General features: G+C 55.3%; 15 protein-coding genes. 7 read left to right on the forward strand and 8 right to left on the reverse strand.

Going from position 1 to position 18,809, the window contains the following annotated elements; translation table 11 throughout:
* Positions 1–168 precede the first annotated feature (168 nt).
* The gene (locus BC440_RS07840) at positions 169–1,338 is read left to right on the forward strand and encodes an EAL domain-containing protein (protein WP_071239742.1); all 1,170 of its coding nucleotides are present in this window, start codon (positions 169–171) and stop codon (positions 1,336–1,338) included.
* 35 nt (positions 1,339–1,373) lie between these two features.
* Here BC440_RS07840 and BC440_RS07845 read toward each other — a convergent pair whose 3' ends face one another.
* The gene (locus tag BC440_RS07845; protein ID WP_037987870.1) at positions 1,374–1,682 is read right to left on the reverse strand and encodes a Dabb family protein; all 309 of its coding nucleotides are present in this window, start codon (positions 1,680–1,682) and stop codon (positions 1,374–1,376) included.
* 265 nt (positions 1,683–1,947) lie between these two features.
* Here BC440_RS07845 and BC440_RS07850 point away from each other — a divergent pair, with 265 nt between their 5' ends.
* The gene (locus BC440_RS07850) at positions 1,948–3,435 is read left to right on the forward strand and encodes a PAS domain-containing methyl-accepting chemotaxis protein (RefSeq protein WP_071239743.1); all 1,488 of its coding nucleotides are present in this window, start codon (positions 1,948–1,950) and stop codon (positions 3,433–3,435) included.
* Positions 3,436–3,523: 88 nt separating this feature from the next.
* On the opposite strand, the gene BC440_RS07855 is transcribed toward BC440_RS07850, so the two are convergent.
* Positions 3,524–4,843 carry an aspartate aminotransferase family protein gene (locus BC440_RS07855; RefSeq protein ID WP_071239744.1) on the reverse strand — a complete coding sequence of 440 codons (1,320 nt, stop codon included), beginning with the start codon at positions 4,841–4,843 and terminating at the stop codon, positions 3,524–3,526.
* Positions 4,844–4,966: 123 nt separating this feature from the next.
* On the opposite strand from BC440_RS07855, the gene BC440_RS07860 reads away from it, so the two are divergent.
* The 4 genes from BC440_RS07860 (at position 4,967) to BC440_RS07875 (ending at position 8,092) form a co-directional block, all read left to right on the forward strand.
* Positions 4,967–5,827 (forward strand): LysR family transcriptional regulator, encoded by an 861-nt coding sequence (locus BC440_RS07860; protein ID WP_071239745.1) that lies wholly within the window; start codon positions 4,967–4,969, stop codon positions 5,825–5,827.
* Between the two features lie 151 nt (positions 5,828–5,978).
* Positions 5,979–7,052 carry a DUF3800 domain-containing protein gene (locus BC440_RS07865; RefSeq protein WP_247643538.1) on the forward strand — a complete coding sequence of 358 codons (1,074 nt, stop codon included), beginning with the start codon at positions 5,979–5,981 and terminating at the stop codon, positions 7,050–7,052.
* A gap of 129 nt (positions 7,053–7,181) precedes the next feature.
* Positions 7,182–7,631, forward strand: a complete 450-nt coding sequence (locus BC440_RS07870) for an antitoxin Xre/MbcA/ParS toxin-binding domain-containing protein (RefSeq protein ID WP_071239746.1) — start codon at positions 7,182–7,184, stop codon at positions 7,629–7,631.
* Positions 7,628–8,092 (forward strand): RES family NAD+ phosphorylase, encoded by a 465-nt coding sequence (locus tag BC440_RS07875; RefSeq protein WP_071239747.1) that lies wholly within the window; start codon positions 7,628–7,630, stop codon positions 8,090–8,092. The genes BC440_RS07870 and BC440_RS07875 overlap by 4 nt, the downstream gene beginning before the upstream one ends.
* A 22-nt stretch (positions 8,093–8,114) precedes the next feature.
* Here BC440_RS07875 and BC440_RS07880 read toward each other — a convergent pair whose 3' ends face one another.
* From BC440_RS07880 to speB, 5 genes are all read right to left on the reverse strand, one after another.
* Positions 8,115–11,201 (reverse strand): FAD-binding and (Fe-S)-binding domain-containing protein, encoded by a 3,087-nt coding sequence (locus BC440_RS07880; RefSeq protein WP_083379307.1) that lies wholly within the window; start codon positions 11,199–11,201, stop codon positions 8,115–8,117.
* Between the two features lie 392 nt (positions 11,202–11,593).
* Positions 11,594–12,388, reverse strand: coding sequence for an ABC transporter ATP-binding protein (locus BC440_RS07885; RefSeq protein ID WP_071239748.1), 795 nt, complete (start codon positions 12,386–12,388; stop codon positions 11,594–11,596).
* An 857-nt stretch (positions 12,389–13,245) separates the two neighbouring features.
* Positions 13,246–14,040 (reverse strand): ABC transporter permease, encoded by a 795-nt coding sequence (locus tag BC440_RS07890; protein ID WP_037987857.1) that lies wholly within the window; start codon positions 14,038–14,040, stop codon positions 13,246–13,248.
* A 53-nt stretch (positions 14,041–14,093) separates the two neighbouring features.
* Positions 14,094–15,074, reverse strand: a complete 981-nt coding sequence (locus BC440_RS07895) for an ABC transporter substrate-binding protein (protein WP_071239749.1) — start codon at positions 15,072–15,074, stop codon at positions 14,094–14,096.
* An 83-nt stretch (positions 15,075–15,157) separates the two neighbouring features.
* The gene (gene speB / locus BC440_RS07900) at positions 15,158–16,180 is read right to left on the reverse strand and encodes an agmatinase (protein WP_071239750.1); all 1,023 of its coding nucleotides are present in this window, start codon (positions 16,178–16,180) and stop codon (positions 15,158–15,160) included.
* 99 nt (positions 16,181–16,279) lie between these two features.
* Here speB and BC440_RS07905 point away from each other — a divergent pair, with 99 nt between their 5' ends.
* Complete coding sequence (locus BC440_RS07905) at positions 16,280–17,218, forward strand: LysR family transcriptional regulator (RefSeq protein ID WP_071239751.1); 939 nt, start codon at positions 16,280–16,282, stop codon at positions 17,216–17,218.
* Between the two features lie 24 nt (positions 17,219–17,242).
* On the opposite strand, the gene BC440_RS07910 is transcribed toward BC440_RS07905, so the two are convergent.
* Positions 17,243–18,640, reverse strand: coding sequence for a pentapeptide repeat-containing protein (locus BC440_RS07910; protein ID WP_071239752.1), 1,398 nt, complete (start codon positions 18,638–18,640; stop codon positions 17,243–17,245).
* Positions 18,641–18,809: the final 169 nt, after the last annotated feature.

Below are 18,809 nucleotides of genomic sequence, written 5' to 3' on the forward strand. Positions count from 1 at the left end.
ATATGAAGTGTCATGTTTGTGACGATATCGGGAAGGACGGACGATTTAGTCCCCATATGGGGATGTTTTGAAATCCCGACCCGCCATAGGGTCCTGCATGTAACGGGCGATCGGTTGTGTGGAGCACTGCGGGATCGCGTCCTGCTTCATCGGGAAGGCTTTGCAAATATGAACAACGTTAACCCCTTCAAACCGACCGTCGTTTTTGTCGATGATGACGAAAATCTGCTGCGTGGCGTTGCGCGTGCCCTGGGGCAGCGTTACAACGTGGTTTCCTTCTCCGATCCGGTCGAGGCTCTTTCATGGCTTCGCGATAATCATCGAAAAGTTGACGTGATTGTTTCGGATCTGGCCATGCCGGGCTTTTCCGGCATGCGGTTGTTACGCGAAATGGTCGGTATTGCGCCGAATATCCCGCGTGTTCTGCTATCGGGGCATCTTGATAATTCTGCAATGAACAAGGCCATCAACACGGCTTTTGTATCGTGCATATTATCCAAGCCCGCATCGATTGAACTGATCCGCAAATCCATCGAACAGGCGCTGAGTTCGCGTGCGATTGATCTGGCCGGGACCCTGATTACACCGGGGCTGGTCATGCGGGCGATCAAAAATAACGGTTATTCGATTGTCTTTCAGCCGCGCATCGAGACAAAGACCGGCCTGGCCTGCGGGCTTGAAGTCCTGATCCGTTTTCCGAACCTTCAGAAACGTTTCCTTCTTGAGGAAATCATTCTGGCCTGCGAAGGGCATCCGGCCATCAACCTGCTGACCACAGCGGTGATGAATGAAGTGCGCAGGCAGGCCAAGGATATCCGGTCCCGGTTCGATTTTTCGCCGACCGTCTCGATCAACTGTTCGCCCTATTCCATTCGCAATAATTGCTTTCTCGAAGAAATCCTTCATTTCCGAAGCGACATGCTGCTTCGCGATATCAGGATCGAAGTCGAAATCACCGAACATAGCGACATCGTCAAAGATCCGGCATTTCTTGCCAATGCCAAAATGCTTAAAAACCGGGGTGTTGCGATTTACATTGATGACTTCGGCTCGGGCAGCAATTCGGTGGAGCTTCTGGAAACCGGTGTTTTCGCCGGGGTCAAGATTGATCGCGAATTCATCGCAACAGCAAACGGGGATTGTCTCAAATCATCATTTGCCGCGTGGGTTGTGAAAGCTTCGCATGATCTGGGCCTGCGCGTTGTCGCCGAAGGTGTCGAAGACGCCAATGTCGCGCAAAGGATGCAGGCGCTTGGGGTTGAAGAAATGCAGGGCTTCTTTTTCGCAAGGCCGGCAGCGCTTGATAAAATACCGACCGGTGCTTTTGCCCTTTGCTGAAAGCTGTTTTACCTTTGAACGGCTAAGCCTGATTCTTACATCTTCAGATCAAATACAATCAGCCCGGAAATCTCGCCATCGGCGGCTTTGACCAGCTCGGCACCCAGCGCCTGATGTGTCGGATGCGCAAGATAGGCATCGCGCGCCCTGGCATCGTCAAAATCGATGCAGAAACCGTTCGTGAAACCCTGTTCGAGTTTTTCCGGGCTGACCGATACGCCGCCATCAAATCCGCGCATCCCTGCGATCTGGTTGCCAAGTTCTGCCAGTGCATCAAACAGGCTGGTGATCGCCGCCTCGTCAATACCGGGTTTGAATTTGATCAGGACGATATGACGGATCATGGCGGGGCCTTTCACTTGGCTGCGGAAACGCTTGATTGAACCGGTATATCGCGTTGGGTGTCAATAGAGGGGATCAGACTATTATGCGTAATGGCATAATGGCTTATCCAAAAGTTTTGGTTGAAATAATGTGACATACCGCACTTCCGTAAATTTTTCCTCTTGAAATATAGCATTAAATACATACTTTAGGATAGGTTTGGTTGCGTGGTATAGGTGTTTTTCCCTTGCGCAGTCGTAATCGGGTGAAAAGGGGATAGGTGGAATGGCTTTCAATATTTTCGGGAACAATGGATCTTCACAAGGACAGCAGATCTATGAGGCCCTTGGCAGATCGATGGCGGTGATCGAATTTTCGCTGGATGGCAAAATCCTGACGGCCAATGCCAATTTCCTTTCGACGATGGGCTATGAGCTTGGCGATATCGTCGGCAAGCAGCATGCGATTTTCGTCACAGCCGATTACGCAAAAAGCCCGGAATACAAGCAATTCTGGAAAACCCTTTCGGATGGAAAATTCGTAGCCGATGCATTCCAGCGTGTGTGCAAGGACGGGGATATAGTCTGGCTTGAAGCGACCTATAACCCGATCCTGAATGCCGCAGGAAAGCCGGTAAAGGTCATCAAGTTTGCGACCGATATCACCGCACGACGCAAAGAACGTGCGCTTAACGAGGGCGTTCTGACCGCGATTGACCGATCCCAGGCGATGATCGAATTTGATCTGACGGGCAAAATCCTTAAGGCCAACGCCAACTTCCTGAAAACCATGGGCTATTCCGAAGGGGAGGTTGTCGGCAAGCATCACAGCATGTTTGTCGCCCCGGGCTATGCCCAATCAACCGAGTACAAGGATTTTTGGGCCAGCCTGCGCCGGGGTGATGTGCAGGCCGCACAGTTCAAGCGGATTGCAAAAGGCGGCAGGGAAGTCTGGCTTGAGGCGACCTATAATCCGATTTTTGATCAGAATGGCAAACCTGAGCGGGTGATCAAGCTCGCTACCGATATTACCGAGCAGGTGCAGCTTCTGATCGACCTGAAAGCGATGATTGACAACAATTTCACCGAAATTGACAGCAATATCGCAAGTCTTGACGAGGCCGCCCTGAGCGGCACATCCGCCGCGGCGCAAAGCTCCAACTCGGTCCAGACCGTTGCCGCCAGTGCGGAGGAACTGTCCGCCTCGATCGCGGAAATCTCGCGCAGCATGGCGCAAAGCCGCGATGAAACCGAACGTGCGTTCTCGCAAACCGTCAACGCCAACCAGTCGACCCAGAAAATGGCCGATGTGGTTGCCGCGATGACCGGCATTGTTGAAGTCATTCAGGGCATTGCCGGGCAGATCAACCTGCTGGCGCTTAACGCAACCATTGAATCGGCACGTGCGGGCGAGGCTGGCAAAGGCTTTGCCGTGGTCGCCAACGAGGTCAAAAACCTTGCCAATCAGGCGGCCAAGGCCACCGATCAGATTTCAGCCGAAATCAGCGGTGTGCAGGAAATTTCAAACGAGGTTGTCAGCTCGCTTGAAACCATTCGTGGTTCCATCGAAACGGCGCGCGATAGTGTGACCAATATTTCGTCCTCGGTCGAAGAACAGAGTGCAGTGACCGAAAGCGTGTCGCAAAACATGCAGACAATGGCCGTATCGGTCGATGAGCTTGTCCGGCGGCTTGACGAAATCCGCACGATTTCAAGCGGGGTTGGCGGATCGGTCAAACGCACCCGCGAAGCCGCCGAAGTCCTGACGCGCTAGGTCCGACGATATCCGATACGATAAAAGCCCGGCTGGTTAAGCGATTAGCCGGGCTTTTGTCTTTTTTGGCGGGGTGAGGAGGGGGCGATTAGCGGCCCGACAATGCGCCTTCAATCGATTTGGCGATGATCGACAGGCCAAGGTCGAGCTCCGCGTCGCTAATCGTCAGCGGCGGGGCAATGCGGAACACACCGCCCATGCCGGGCAGCTTGACGATATTCATGCTAAGCCCGTTTTTGAACGCCTCGGTCGCAATCGCGGCCCCCAGATCATGATCGGGTTCCCGGAACTGGCCATCCGCGCCACGTTTGACGATCTCCACACCCAGCATAAGCCCCCGCCCGCGCACATCGCCGACGCAATCATACCGGTCTTTGAGCCTTGATAATCCATCAAACAGCTTCTGACCCGATGTCCGGGCGCGGTCGACAAGTTTCTCGTCGCGTACTACGTCAAGCACGGTCACACCGACCGCGGCGGGCAGGGGATCGGACACATGGGTGGTGTAAAACAGGAAGCCCTTTTCATGGGCGGCATCCTCGATTTCAGCCGTGGTCATGACAGCCGCCAGTGGCAGGCCAGCACCGATGGTTTTGGACAGGGTCATGATATCGGGTGTCACGCCATCGCGTTCAAAGGCGAACATATCGCCGGTGCGGCCCACGCCCGTCTGGGCCTCGTCCAGGATCAGCAACATGCCGCGTTCAACGCATTTCTGTTTAAGCGCGGCCAGATATCCCTTGGGCAGCGGCAACATGCCGCCCGATGACAGGATCGGTTCGGCAATAAAGGCGGCAAGATTGCCGGTCGACTGGCTATCGACCAGATTAAACGCATCATCAAGCTCCGTCTGCCAGTCAAGCGACCCGTCGGCATGTTTGAAGCGCGGGCGAAAGGCATTGGGGGCGGGAATGGCGAATGATCCGACGGCCGCCGGGCCATATCCCTTGCGCCCGGCACTATAGGTTGCCGATGCGGCAACGCCGGTCATCCCGTGCCAGCTTTTGGAAAAGGCGACGATTTCATGCTTGCCGGTGACAAGCTTTGCCATGCGGATCGCGGCCTCGTTGGACTCTGCCCCGGTGGAGAGCAACAAAACCCGATCCAGCCCCGGTGCCAGTTCCGCCAGACGTTCGGCCAATGTCACCACCGGGCGGGACAGCATGCCGCTAAACAGATGGGCGACTTTTTCGACCTGGCTTTGCACGGTTTCGACGATTTTCGGGTGTCCGTGACCCAAAAGGGCGCTCATCTGCCCGGATGTGAAATCCAGTATGGGGCGATCATCGGCATCATAAACGAAGGATCCTTTGGCGCGTTCGATGATGGCGGGTTCAAACGTGCCGCCATAGCGGATCAGGTGTTTTTGGGCGGCGTCCCAGAATTTCGGATCGGCGTTGCGTGACATGGTGGGCTCCCTGCAAGCATGTGTCTTTGGCTGATCCTGATGGTATCTGCTGGCAGGCAACCCGTAAAATTGATAGTTATGGCATTCTGGTATTGGAAAAATTGATATGGTGCTGGTGCGGCCATGCAAACCCTGCTTGATCTCAAACTCCTTGCGACCTTTGTGCGGGCCGCTCATTCCGGCACGCTCAGTGCCACGGCCATTCAGGTGGGCCGCACGCAATCAACCGTGACGATGCAGATCCAGCGTCTTGAAGAAATGCTGGGCCAAAGCCTGTTTCACCGAAGCGGCAGCGGCGTCAGCCTGACCGGGGCGGGGGAGCGGTTTCTGGGCTATGCCGAACGGATTTTGCGCCTGCATGACGAGGCGGTTTCGGCCTTTTCCGACAAGGGTTTGCATGGCTCGATGGTGTTTGGCTGCCCGGAGGATTACCTGATCACGTTTTTCCCGGCTTTGCTTAAAAGCTTTGGCACCATCCACCCGGATGTCGAGATCAAGGTGGTATCGGCCCCAAGTCCGGAATTGACCCGCCTGCTGCATGCCAGCCAGATCGATATGGCCATCACCTCGACCCCGGAAATCCATGACCGGCACAAGATCGTGCGTACCGAACAGCTCGCGTGGGTCGGAAGCAAACCGACGTTGGAACTCCACGATTTCCCCGATGGCGCCATCCCGCTTGCGATGCCGGCTTCGAACGCCATGGATCACAAGGCGGCCTGCGATGCGATGGATGAGGCGGGGATGCGCTATAAAATATCCTATGCCAGCAACAGCCTGACCGGCCTGATCGCGGTGGCACGCTCTGGCCTTGCGATCAGCGTGATGATGCAAAAAGCCGTCCCGGCGGACCTTTACATCCTCAAATCCCCAATGCCCGCCTTGCCGCAATTGGGTTTGCAGGTTGTGACGTCAAGCACTGCGCGTAGCCCTGCAATTAGTGCGTTTGGAGATCATATCCGGAATTTGCTGCCGTTTTTATGAGTGCGGTGCTTTACCGATTGCGGGTTGCCAAATAGCTAGCAACGGGAGCGGTCATGTTTCGTCATTCCAATCACTAAGGAGAGAGCGTTTTAGTAAACGTTGTAGTGTCTGATTGTAGTACGGTTGGGATCAAAGGATCATAATTTGTTTAGTGGTTAAGGAGGAAGCAGTGGAATGCTTTAGAATTGATGAGAGCGGATATACGGGGTTCGATCTTTTCAATGAAGACCAACGTTTTCAAGGTGCTACTGCCATAGCAATAACTAATGAGGAAGCGAACCGACTTATTAAAGAGTACTTTCCAAGGCTGCAAGCGCCAGAGCTAAAATATCGAACACTATCTCGCCGAGTTAGTAATCATGAACGAATGCTTGGTTTGCAACGTGATTTGCTGAGAAATTATAAATGCGTCACCTACGTATGTGACAAGAGATATTTATTATTGCTCTTTTTCCTAGATTATGCGGTCGAACCATTTTACTACGAGCGAGGTTTTGATTTTTATAAGAATGGACAGAACTATGCGATGGCGTCGCTTTTGTCCGTAATAGGGCCGACTCTCTTAGGAAAAGAGGCTTTCTACAAGCTACTTGCGTCGTTCCAGCATGCAGTTAAGGAGAAAACACCATCAGCTCTGAAAACTCTTGTCGTGGCTGCCAAGGCGACGAACTGGTGGGAGTTTCCGGAGGCTATGGGACCTTTGGCACAGTATGAGGCACCAGAATGCTTAGCTGCTATCGCGACGCCCGGCGTTGATACTGATGCTGCTCTTGTAGTGTTGCAATCGCTCATTAGTAGAATGGAAGTTATGTCCGATGGACCCTATCGGGTGGAGCATGACCAATCCAATAATCTGCTGAAATACCATGATTTACTTCAACGCTTTATCGATCACGACAAGAAAGTAGAGTTTTATCAAACTGAAATTGCCAATGTTCAGTTTCCTTTGAAACTTTCTGAAGTTGTCCAGGTTGACTCTAGGACAAGCCCAGCTGTTCAATTAGCAGACGTGATGATTGGCTCAGCTATAGATGCAGCGAACACTTTAGCAGGTATACGTTCCTCTTGTGGTGATCCAGAAGCTATAATGTCTCTATATTCGGAAAACCAATTCATACATATGACGCCATCGATAGATTTCGAAGAGCAGCGGCGTTTTAGAGAAGGTGGAGAAACAGCCAAACTTATCGACTATTTTTCCAAACATTTTTATTCTCCTCCGTGAAATGGTTCTTGATAAAATTTTAGCCCGCAAGCGCACTGTACAAAGGTATCGATAAAATGCTTCTCCCTTGTCTCGTGGGGATCAAGTGATATATAGATAGTATCTCATTTGATTTTCACGGAGGGTCCGATGCCTTCTGCTGTTGCGGATATCAAGGCCACCAATGATAGCGGCGCTACCTTCTGGAAGGCGGTCGGTATTCCAGCACGTGGGCCGGAGCTGCATGAAGCGTTGCAGCAGGGTATTCCTTACGCGACCTATGGCAAGCTGGCGTCTGCTGCGGGGTTGGATCGCAAGGAACTGGCAAAATATGTCGTTATTCCGATGGCGACCCTGCAACGCCGGGCGAAACTTGGCCGGTTCAAGGTTGATGAAAGCGACAAGCTGTATCGCTTTGCCGAAGTGTTGAGTGCGGCCACCGATTTGTTTGAAGGTGACCGGGATCAGGCGCGCGACTGGCTTTTGAGCCCTGTTCAGGGGCTTGGCGGGGCGCGTCCGGCGGAAATGATTGCGACATCGGCGGGGACCGATGCTGTGCTTGATCTGATCGGGCGGCTGGAACATGGCGTCTTTGCATGAGTGGCATTGCGGCCTATCGTCTGGTCAAGCAGAAATGGAAATCATCTGCCTTTGATGGCGAAGGGGCGCGGCTTTATGGCGGGCGCTGGAACAGCCGGGGAAAATCGGCGATTTATCTGGCCGGATCGCAGTCGCTTGCGATGCTTGAAATCATGGTCCATCTGAACGATTATCGGCTGCTTTCAAGCTATGCGATGTTTGAACTGCGCATTCCTGCCGCCGAAATTGCCGACTTGCCACAAGATCGCATCCCGCCCGACTGGCGCGCCGAACCGGCCCCGCCATCGACCGCCGAAATCGGCGATGCGTGGCTTGATGAGGGGGCTGGTCTGGCACTTGCCGTGCCCAGCGTTGTGATTCCGGGGGAGCGGAATTATCTGCTGAACCCGAAACACCCGTTATTTTCCAGCATGGTCAAAAACGCGACCGAACTTGATTTCACGCCAGATCCGCGACTATAGCAAACTGGGCGAGTACGGTTTCTCAGACCAACTCCGCCAGATACTCCACCGGATGCTTGGGCTTCGCCCCTTCAAAGCGCGCGACCTGACAGCGGCAGGAATAGCCGGTGACGAGCATGTTATCCAAGCCCGTCTGATCGACTTTCTTTTTCCAGCTTTGGTCATAAAGGGCGCGGGATGTTTCCTGATGGCGGGTTTCGTGGCCGTAAACGCCAGCCATGCCGCAACATCCGGTTTTCTCGGTCGCGAGTTTGATGCCGAAGGCTTCGAAAATCTTTTGCCATTTGACGCCGACATCGGGGATTGATGTTTTTTCCGTGCAATGCGGGAAGAGCGTTGCCGGGGCCGTAATCCCTTCATTTCCGCTACTTGCGGGCAGGGCGAGGCGGTTTTCCGCGATCTCGGCGGCCAGCCATTCATGGAATAGATGCACGCGGTAATCCGGGCGATCCATACCAAGGCGCTGGGCATATTCCTGCCGATAGGTCAGCGTCACGCTGGCCTCAATCCCGATCAGGGGCACACCGGTTTTCGCCAGTCGGCCATAGACGATATCGTTTTGTCTGGCCTGATAGTCAAAGCGTTTGAGGAAGCCCTTTACGTGCAAGGCCTTGCCATTCGGGCGATAGGGCGGCACGAAAACGCGGTAGCCAAGCTTTTGCAGAAGATCGATATGGGCGATGAAGACGTCGATGTCATAGTGGCTGGTGAAGCAATCCTGCAAAAGCACCACGGATTTGGCGCGATCCGCATCTGATAATGCTTCAAGATCGGCCAGTTTGAACGGGCCAATGCCGCGTTTGCGCAGGGCCGAACGCACGCTTTGGCGGCTGAGTTTCGGCAGGTCGGTCAGGCCGATCAGGCTTTTGAAAATCCATGGCAGCGGCGGGATGGACTGCAAGGCATTGAAAAGCAACGGGGCCTTTGCCATCAGGGGGGCGATGCTTTCAAGCTGCGCGATCACGTAATCCTTCACCGGCCGTTTGTAGCGGGTGTGATAGGCCTCCAGAAACCGTGATTTCATTTCCGGAATATCGACCTTGACCGGGCATTGCCCCGCACAGGCCTTGCACGACAGGCAACCGGCCATGGCATCGTAAACATCGTGCGAGAAATCCCGCGCATTGATCACGGCAAGATCCTGATTGCGCGGGTCGGTGCCGACCGAAAGCTGCCGGATCCATTCACGGACCAGTCCCGCCCGGCCCTTGGGGGAGTGAACGCGGTCGCGCGTGACCTTGTAGGACGGGCACATCGCATCCATCAGGTCCCAGTTAAAGCAGGCCCCGTTGCCGTTGCAGCGCGTCGCGTTGAGATATTCATCGCGCAGCCTGTCTTCGATCTGGCGGTCAAGCTGGCCACGCATCGGGGCCGCGTCAATCGCGGTGATCGGGGTGTTTTTCGAATAGGGGGATGCGATCTTGCCGGGGTTTAATTGTCCTTCCGGATCAAAGGCTTCCTTGATGCGCTTGAGCACATCATAAAGCTCCGGCCCGAAATAGGTCGGCGAATATTCGCCGCGAAAACCCTTGCCATGTTCGCCCCAGATCAGGCCGTTATATTTCCTGGTCAGATCAACGACCCTGTCCGACACACGGCGCAGGCGGGCTTCGTCCTGCTCGTCGCACATATCAAGCAACGGGCGGACATGCAGACAGCCGACATCGACATGGCCAAACATGCCGTAATCAAGACCTTCGGCATCGAGCAAAGCGCGGAATTCCGCGATAAAATCGGCAAGGTTTTCCGGCGGGACGGCGGTATCTTCGACAAAGGGGGTGGCGCGGCGTTTGCCCTCCAGATTGCCAAGCAGGCCCACCGATTTCGCCCGGATTGACCAGATGGCGGCGATTTGGGTGGGGTCGGTTGCCTGCACAAAGCCGATGGGGGCATAATCGGCATCCGGGTTGGCCTCAAGATAGGCGCGCAGTTCGGCCTGTTTGGCCGCGACGTCTTCGGGGGTTTCGCCAATGAATTCAACGACATTGAAGCCGCGTGTCGGCACAGTACTATCCTCGGTCCCCAGCAATTTACCCAGCAGATGCCAGCTTTCATCCTGCTTTGCCAGTTCCATGACCTTGTCATCGATGCTTTCAATCGCGACCGGGTCAAACTGCACAAGAGTGCCGACATGGCGTAGCGCACTGTCGAAGCTGTCATAGCGCACCACCGTGACCGTCTTGTGCTTTGGCAGGGGAATGACACGCAGCGTGATTTCCTTGACCATACCGAGGCTGCCCTCCGCCCCGGCGATCAGGAAGCTTAAATTCATATCCCCTTGATCGGAAACGGCTTCCTTGAGGTTATAGCCCGTAAGCCCGCGGTTCATTTCCGGGAAAATCGCGTTGATCTGATCGCGACGCGGCATGATTTCATCATGGATTTTGCGGTAAAGCCGACCGGTCCGATCCTCGCGAGCCATGATTTCGGCGGCGTCCGTGGCACTCATCGCGTGGGTGTGGAAATCGGTGCCGTCGATCAGAACCGTGGTCATGTCATTGATATAATGGCTTGTTTTGCCATAAATCCGCGATCCCTTGCCGGAGCTATCGGACCCGATCATGCCGCCGATGGTCGCCCGGCTGGCGGTGGATACGGCGGGCGGGAAGAAGAAACCGTGCGGTTTGAGCCAAGCATTCAGCTGATCAAGGACCACGCCCGGTTCGACATGAACCAGACCCTTTTCGGCATCAAAACCCAGTATGTTATTGAGATGCTTGGATGTATCAAGGGTGATGGTATTGTTGAGAGACTGGCCATTGGTGCCGGTGCCACCACCACGGGGGGTGATTTTGACCTCGCTAAATTCCTCGCGCCCGGCCAGTTCCATCACAACGTTGATATCATTGCGGTTTCTGGGCTGCAGGACAGCGGTCGGCATCACCTGATAGACGCTGTTATCGGTGGCATTGATCAGGCGGGACGGGAAATCGGCATGGATTTCACCGGCAAATTTGCCTTCTTTTTCAAGGGCTTTGAGGAAACCGAGTGTGAGACTGTCAAGCGAGCGGTCCGGGGTCAGGACCGGCAGACGGTTGAAGCGCGAAAAGCTGCGGGGGGCGGGTTTTGGCGCGGGTGTCGGCTTGGCGATTGGGGCGGGCGCGGTCATGATGTCTCTCTGGGCTTTTTTGCGGCGCGGGCGGCGTTATTTTTCCCATTTGACAGGAGGCCGATTAAATAGACAAATTTAAAATTCCGAACGATTATTCATTTTTAGTGAATAATCGAATTTTTCGACCCGGTCGGCGACCCCGTGCCGACCGTGCCGAAGGGACAAAAAAGGGCTCCGGCGTCGGTTTTATTAAAGTCGTATCATATGAGTATAATGAATTTAGTATAAATTATACTATCGCTTTGGCGCGCAAATGGTCCCGATCCATCAGGAAAACGGCGGTGTTCAGGGCTTTGAGGCACCGCCGTTACCGGAAATTATAAAGGTCTTATCATATGATTTTTGTTGATGCTGTCTGAGCCACATTTCCGCCCCGGTATTCGCCTGGGTCACGCCAATACCGGTTCCGGCGTATCGGCCCGCACCGATTCATCGTGCATCAGCGACAGGATGGTCTTTTTGTAATGCATGAATTCGGACGAGGTCAGGGCATCGATGCTGCGCGGGCGGGGAATGTCGATGGTGAGCGACTTTTTGATCTTGCCGGGACGTGCGGTCATGACATGGACCTCGTCGCCCAGGAAGATCGCCTCGTCAATGTCATGGGTGATGAACAGCACGGTTTTGCGGCGGCTTTGCCAGACATCAAGCAGTAGTTCCTGCATCAGCTGGCGGGTCTGGCTATCGAGCGCGCCAAACGGTTCATCCATCAGAAGAATGCGCGGGTCATTGGCAAGGGCACGGGCCAGTGCGACACGCTGGCGCATCCCGCCCGAAAGTTCCTTGGGATATGATCCCTCAAACCCGGTCAGGTGAACCGCCCGGATCAGATCATCGGCAATGTCTTCGCATTCGGATTTCGCCAGTTTTTTAAGCTGCGGCCCGAACATGATGTTTTCGCGCACGGTCAGCCACGGAAACAGGGTGTAGCTTTGAAACACCATACCCCGGTCGGCCGACGGCCCGGCAATCGGCTGGCCATCAAGCGCCATCGTGCCCGACGTCGGGACCTCCAGCCCCGCCACCAGTCGCAACAGCGTTGATTTGCCACAGCCCGACGGGCCGACAATCACCGAAAACGTATCATGGGCAACCGAAAGTGACACATCATCAAGGGCCAGAACCGGCGGCTTTCCCTTGGGCTCGAAACGGACCGTGATATCGGAAAGGGTGAGCATGCTCATGATGTTATCCTTGATATGTTCGGGAAGCGGGCACCCGGTTGCACGGGGCAGGGTAAAGGGGGGCTATCGCGTCGACCTTGCAGGAGGCAGCGTATGGATGCCGACGGAGGTTTGGGGTTTGCGGACTGGGTCGCCGGGCAGAGGTTGTCGCGCCAGCCATGCAAGCGGCAGCGTAGAGCTGGCGGCCAAGCTTTGGGCTTTGCGGGATTGCTGCCGCTGACGTTCCTGCCCGTGCCGTGGCCGCGTGGGGCGTTGGAGCGGTGCTTGGGGCAGCGTAGATTGGGGCCTGATTTTTCGTGCAGGTCTTGCGGGAGGCAGCGTAGAACGGGCCGCCGAGGTTTGGGCGTTGCGGGTTGGATCGCCGGGCAAGGAGTGCTGCCTTCGCCCTGCAATCGGCAGCGTAGAACGTTCGGCCAAGCTTTGGACCTTGCGGGATTGCTGGTGTTGCCGTTCCTGCCCGTGCAGTGGCCGCGTGGGGCGTTGGAACGATGCGCGGGGCAGCGTATATCCGGGGCGGGTTTGTCGTTCGGGGCTTGCAAGAGGCAGCGTAGAACCGACAGCCAAGGTTCGTTCGCGGGTTGGGTTGCGAAGGTGGCATGTGCATGTGCCGTCCTGTTGGTGCCGTCGCGGCCTTCGTCTTTGCCGTTCCCGCCACTGCCATTTTCGCGGCTACCGTCACCGCGTGGGGCGTTGGAGCGGTGCGTGGGGCAGCGTATAACTCTTGGTCAAGGCTTGGGCGTTGCCGTGCTGCGGGTGGTTGCTGATGCCGTTTTGGGGGCATCTGCTGTGCGCGTTGCTGCTTGTGCTTCTGATGGGGCGTGTCACGGTGCATGTGAGCGTATCCGTCTTGCATGGCCTTAGAAATCCGCAGACCAGGGCAGGAGCTTTTTGCGCAGGACCTTGAAGATGAAATCGGTGATCAGGCCCAAGATGCCGATGGTAAACACGCCCAGCAGGATGACGTCGGTAAACAGGCCGCGCATGGCGTTCAGGATCATGTAGCCAAGGCCGGTATCGGCGGCGACGAGTTCGGCCACCACCAGATAGGTCCAGGCCCAGCCCATGGTGACGCGCAGGTTATCCATCACGCCGGGCATGCAGGCCGGCACCAGAATGCGAAGGGCCACCTGTTTGCGGTTGGCACCGAGCGTATAGGCGCAGTCAATCAGATCCTTGGACACACGGGCCGAGACATCGGAAATCAGGATGAGCTGCTGAAAGAAGGTGCCGAGGAAAATCACCATGATTTTCTGTTCGATGCCGATTCCGACCCACAGGATCAGAAGCGGGATCAGGGCGGATACCGGGATATAGCGCATGAAACCGGTCAGCGGTTCGACCAGCGCCTGAACGGCCCGGAAGCTTCCCATCAGGATGCCGATCGGAACGGCGAAGATGGAAGCAAGGATAAAGCCCGAGAGAATGACCGAGAGGCTGGCCCCGATATGATGAAACAGCGACAGATTACCGATGCGCTTGATCGCGGCTTCGATTACCTCGTGCGGGGCGGCAAGGAAATCCTTTGGCGTGATGCCGCCATAGGTGAGCAAACACCAGAGACCAAGGACAAGAGAAACCGAACAGAGCGACAATCCGATAAAGGCGGATTTCGGTATTTCGGTCTTGGGCGAAAACAGCGATCTGGTCCACATGGTGCTTGCTCTTTTATGGTCGTCGTTAGGTGGCGATTTAGATGGAATGCGGCTTACTTCACGATGTCAGCGGCAATCAGGCTTGCCGGTTCGGCATCAATGGTAAACAGGCCGCCTTCTTCGCCAAGCGCCTTGGCATTTTTGATGGTGCCCAGGATGCCGCCTTCGTTGGTCGGGTCCATGAAGGTCTTGTTCATCGCATCGTCATAGAAAACGATACCGGCACGGGTTTCGGCAAACACCGCCGGGTCTTCAAGCCAGCCGCCAACACCCTTTGCCATGATTTCATCGGCTTCTTCGACATTGTCCTTCTGCCATGCAATCGCCTTGGACCATGCCCGATACAGGCCTTCCATTGCCGGACGGTTTTTTTCAAGCATGTCATTGGTGGTGACCATGATGTCGGTGATCAGGCCCGGGGTTTTGGTGCTGTCGACCAGAACATGCCCATGATCGGTATCCTTGCCGCGCGTCAGCCACGGTTCCCACGTCACCGCCGCATCGACCTTCTGCGCGACAAAGGCCGCACCGGCATCGCCGGCCGACATGTTAAGCGCGTTAACATCCGAAAGCTTCATCCCGGCGTCTTTCAGAAGGACGCTCAGGAAAAACTGCGAAACCGAGCCTTCGGTAAAGGCGATGGATTTGCCCTTGAGGTCGGTAATGGTTTTGATGTCCTTGCCCGCGACAATGCCATCGCCGCCACGTGAATCATCAAGCGCGAACAGATAGGATAACGGGTGTTCGGGGCTATAGAAGGCCAGCACCGTATCAATGGTGGTGACGGCAACGTCAATCCGGCCAGCGGCCAGGGCCGGCATACGGGTTTTGACGTCTTCCATCACGACCAGATCAACATCAAGGCCTTCTTCTTCAAAGAATCCCTTGTCGCGTGCGATGTAAAGCGGGCCATAACCGACCCATGTGGAATGGGCGATGGTAAGTTCCTGATTGGCCGATGCCGGGGCGGTTGCACCCAAAACCGTACCAAGGGCGATTGCCGACAGGCACAGTCCTTTGAACAGATGTTTCATTTCAAGTCTCCGCTGTGAAGTTCACTGATGATGTTTTTATGGATGGGGGCTTTGGCCCCCTTTATGGACGTCATTTATGGGCGTTATTTGTTGTTGGGATTGCGTGTAGCTGGTGACGTGGCCAGCACACAAAGCAGTTCAAACATGATCGAAATGCCAAGCCATGCGGTGCCGCCCGACGGATCAAAGGGCGGGGAAACCTCCACCAGATCGGCCCCGATCAGGTTAAGCCCATCCAGGGCGCGCACCATGCGCTGTGCCTCCCGGCTGGTGAAGCCGCCGATTTCAGGGGTTCCGGTGCCGGGTGCAAAGGCGGGATCGATGCTGTCGATGTCAAAGCTGACATAGGTGGGCTGATTGCCGACGATCTCGCGGGCCTCGGCCATCACGGCATCAATGCCGCGATCCTCGACTTCTTCCATGCGGATGATGCGCACCCCTTGGGCAAGGCCCCATTCGACATCCTCGCCATCATACATGGTGCCGCGAATGCCGATCTGAACGACGCGTTTGGGATCAAGATAACCGTCCTCAATCGCGCGGCGGAAGGGTGTGCCGTGGGTATAGCGATAGCCGTTGAAATAGCTGTCAAACAGGTCGGTATGGGCATCAAAATGCACCATGCCAAGCGGCTGATCCGCCCCCAGCGCCTTTAAGATCGGATAGGATACCAGATGATCACCACCCGCCGAAAGGGGGGCTATGTTTCTGGCCTTGAGCGCGCCGATGAAAGCACAGACCTTATCAAGCGTATCCATGATGTCGGCCGGGTTGACCGGGCTATCGCCCAGATCGGCGACATTGCGCACGGCAAAGGGATTAAGCCCGGAAACCGGATGGCGCGGGCGGATCATGGTGGACAGGTCGCGCAACTGGCGCGGGCCGTGGCGCGGACCGGGGCGGTTGGTGGTGCCGCCATCCCATGGCACGCCCAGAATGGCGATATCGACCTGTTCAAGGGCGGTGTCGGAAAGCCCCAGCAATGGCAGGCGCATGAAAGTCGGCACACCGGCAAAACGCGGGATTTCCATGGCCGAGGGTGGCTCGAACGTTTTGACAACCGGGCCGGTATGGGGCTTTGCGGTGGGGATGGTGTCGCTTGGCATGTTTTTTCTCCGTGACGCGATTGCATTCACGTTGCCATAGGGTGACGTGTCCAATAATATCGAACTTCAAGAGTAAACGTCGGAAGTTTCCAACCTATCATGGCACCCACTGTTCCCCCGTTAAGCGATGTTGATCTGCGGCAATTGCGGATTTTTCGCGCCATTGTCGAAAGCAACGGCTTTAGTGCCGCGCAGGAACAGCTTGGCCTGTCGCGTTCGACCATCAGTGCGCAGATGTCCGCCCTTGAAACCCGGCTGGGTGTTTCGCTGTGTCGGCGCGGGCGGTCCGGCTTTGCCTTAACCGAACATGGGCAGAAGATTTATAACGAGGCGATCAAGCTTTTTGCCGCCGAGGACAGCTTTCGCGCCGAGGTTGGCGCGATCCGTGGCAGCCTTGTCGGGGAATTGCGGATTGGTGTTGTTGATGCGGTGGTGGAAAACCCCAATTGCGCGCTTGATCTGGCACTGGCCGCGTTTAACGAACGCGCACCCGATGTGCATGTCACCCTTCTGATCGTGTCGCCCAACCAGATTGAAAATGCGTTGCTTAGTCGGCAGATGGAAGTGGCGATTGTGCCCAACCAGCCGATGAACAGTGCGGTGCAGATGCAGCAACTGTTTTACGAGGAACAGCGGCTTTATTGCGGCATGCGCCACCCGCTTTTTGAACGCGATACCGCGAAAATGCCGATGGAAGATGTGGCGGAGCTTACCTTTGCCAGGCGCGGCTATTCGGTGGCAACCGCGTTTCAGTCGCTTTTCAAACATCCGCCGAGTGCGACGGCCTATGACATGGAGGGGCTGGCGCACCTTATTTTAAGCGGCCGGTTCGTCAGCTTCCTTCCGACCCATTTCGCCGCCCGGTGGGAAGAACGCGGGGAGATGAAGGCGCTTCGCCCCGATTTCCTCAGCTTCAAGATCGGCATGTGCATGGCGCATTTCCCCAATACCGTGCTGTCGCGCATGGCACGCGAATTTTGCGACTGCCTGAGGGCGGTGCATCCGGTTTATGGCGGGGCGAAGAAGCGGGCGGGGTGAGGCCCCGTGCTGCTTTGCCGTGCCTTACAGACGGAACCGGTTGCGCAGGCCAAGGCCGATCAGGAACAGGAAGATGAAACTGAGCACGCCTTGGGCGATCATGAGGATATCGATGCATAGGCTGGGATCGGTGCCATAAAGCGCCGTCAGGGCATCTTCACGTAAATCACGCGATTGCGGCAGGAAGGGCAGGCTGTTGCTGGCGGATAAGAGCGCCGCTTGTTCCAATCCCGCCCGCCAGTTGGCGAGCGTCCCTGTCGCCAATGCTAAATAAATGCTGGTTCCGTCGACGAATATTGCCAGCAGCCAGAGAACGGGCCGCAAGATGCTTTGGCCGTAATCGCTGAAAAAGCTAAACGCCATGTCGAGAACCGAGCCAAACCAAGATGTTTCGATCCAGCGTTTCGCCCGGTTTTCATCGGCGGAAAAGCGCAGGGCGGCCTGATGGTCTTTGTTGGTTTCGGCGATTTCTTTGAGGCGGCGTAGTCGCGCCCCGTCTTCTGGGTCTTCTGCCACGCGGGAGAGTTTTGGGGGCCAGCCAAAAGTACGTGGAAGCTTGACCTTAAGGCCACTGAGATCAACCTGATGGTAACATCGGGTGGCTCTAAGATCGGGGACGATGCCAAAGTTGCCCGAAACAAAAAGCGCTCCGCCGAACGATGCGCCGTACATTGTTAGGGTTATCGATGAATCGTCTGAAAAAGGGATAATAAAAAGAGTATGGCGTTCAACCGATAGAGCTTGGGCGGAAATACTGCCCAATCCAAATGACTTTGGATGAAATGTTAGTTTAGTGAGGTTCGCTTCTATAAACACTACATTGCAGTTTTCAAATATAGCATTCGTGAAGTCTAAATGGCCATTATCAAATCTGGCCGCTTCGAAATTCAAAAATTTGCCAGTGAAATGGGTCTTGCTGAAATCCACATCACCATTGGCAAAGCAAGCCTTGCAGAAGTTTACATGACCGCAGAAACGAGCTTCATAGAAGTCTACATTGCCGTCCCCGAAGTAAGCCTTAGAGAAGTCTACGTCACCGTGGAAACGGGCACCAGAGAAGTCGACGCCACCGTCCCCGAAACAAGACAATAGGAAGCTTGCATCACCGAAATGATAGCCTTCGAAAGACAGTTTTTGATTTTTTTTACGGTAGTTTGAGAAATCTACGAAGTCGAAAATTACTGTCGTGTTCGGAAATTGTTCCATCCAGCTATTCCAAGCTTCCATCCCTTTTTGCCACAGCTCAAGCACTGCGTCGCCCCTCAAAGTGTATCTTTTTTCTCGTTGGTTTTCTTCCGTCATGACCCTGAATTCATTCTCTGTTTCGCACAGGTGCAGTTGGGCACCAGAATGCCCTTTAAAGTAGCGTTTGGCGATATAAAACCGGTGGGGGCGGGAGAGGTTCGTGGTGGGCAAGCTCATCCCCTATCCGTCATTCCGGGCGAAGACCCGGAATCCATCTCGCCACGGGCACGGTTTTTGACATGACCGGATGAAGTGGATGCGGCGCGGAGGACTGGATTCCGGAGACTCACACCACAAGTGCAACATCAGTTATAGTTGGTGTTGCGATGGGACAGGAATACAGGCA

It is taken from the genome of Thalassospira sp. MIT1004, assembly GCF_001858545.1.
GTDB lineage: Bacteria > Pseudomonadota > Alphaproteobacteria > Rhodospirillales > Thalassospiraceae > Thalassospira > Thalassospira xiamenensis.

Coding starts and splice junctions, on each gene's coding strand:
- BC440_RS07840 (WP_071239742.1), top strand. CDS start 169: ATGAACAACGTTAACCCCTTCAAACCGACCGTCGTTTTTGTCGATGAT.
- BC440_RS07845 (WP_037987870.1), bottom strand. CDS start 1,682: ATGATCCGTCATATCGTCCTGATCAAATTCAAACCCGGTATTGACGAG.
- BC440_RS07850 (WP_071239743.1), top strand. CDS start 1,948: ATGGCTTTCAATATTTTCGGGAACAATGGATCTTCACAAGGACAGCAG.
- BC440_RS07855 (WP_071239744.1), bottom strand. CDS start 4,843: ATGTCACGCAACGCCGATCCGAAATTCTGGGACGCCGCCCAAAAACAC.
- BC440_RS07860 (WP_071239745.1), top strand. CDS start 4,967: ATGCAAACCCTGCTTGATCTCAAACTCCTTGCGACCTTTGTGCGGGCC.
- BC440_RS07870 (WP_071239746.1), top strand. CDS start 7,182: ATGCCTTCTGCTGTTGCGGATATCAAGGCCACCAATGATAGCGGCGCT.
- BC440_RS07875 (WP_071239747.1), top strand. CDS start 7,628: ATGAGTGGCATTGCGGCCTATCGTCTGGTCAAGCAGAAATGGAAATCA.
- BC440_RS07880 (WP_083379307.1), bottom strand. CDS start 11,201: ATGACCGCGCCCGCCCCAATCGCCAAGCCGACACCCGCGCCAAAACCC.
- BC440_RS07885 (WP_071239748.1), bottom strand. CDS start 12,388: ATGAGCATGCTCACCCTTTCCGATATCACGGTCCGTTTCGAGCCCAAG.
- BC440_RS07890 (WP_037987857.1), bottom strand. CDS start 14,040: ATGTGGACCAGATCGCTGTTTTCGCCCAAGACCGAAATACCGAAATCC.
- BC440_RS07895 (WP_071239749.1), bottom strand. CDS start 15,074: ATGAAACATCTGTTCAAAGGACTGTGCCTGTCGGCAATCGCCCTTGGT.
- speB (WP_071239750.1), bottom strand. CDS start 16,180: ATGCCAAGCGACACCATCCCCACCGCAAAGCCCCATACCGGCCCGGTT.
- BC440_RS07905 (WP_071239751.1), top strand. CDS start 16,280: ATGGCACCCACTGTTCCCCCGTTAAGCGATGTTGATCTGCGGCAATTG.
- BC440_RS07910 (WP_071239752.1), bottom strand. CDS start 18,640: ATGAGCTTGCCCACCACGAACCTCTCCCGCCCCCACCGGTTTTATATC.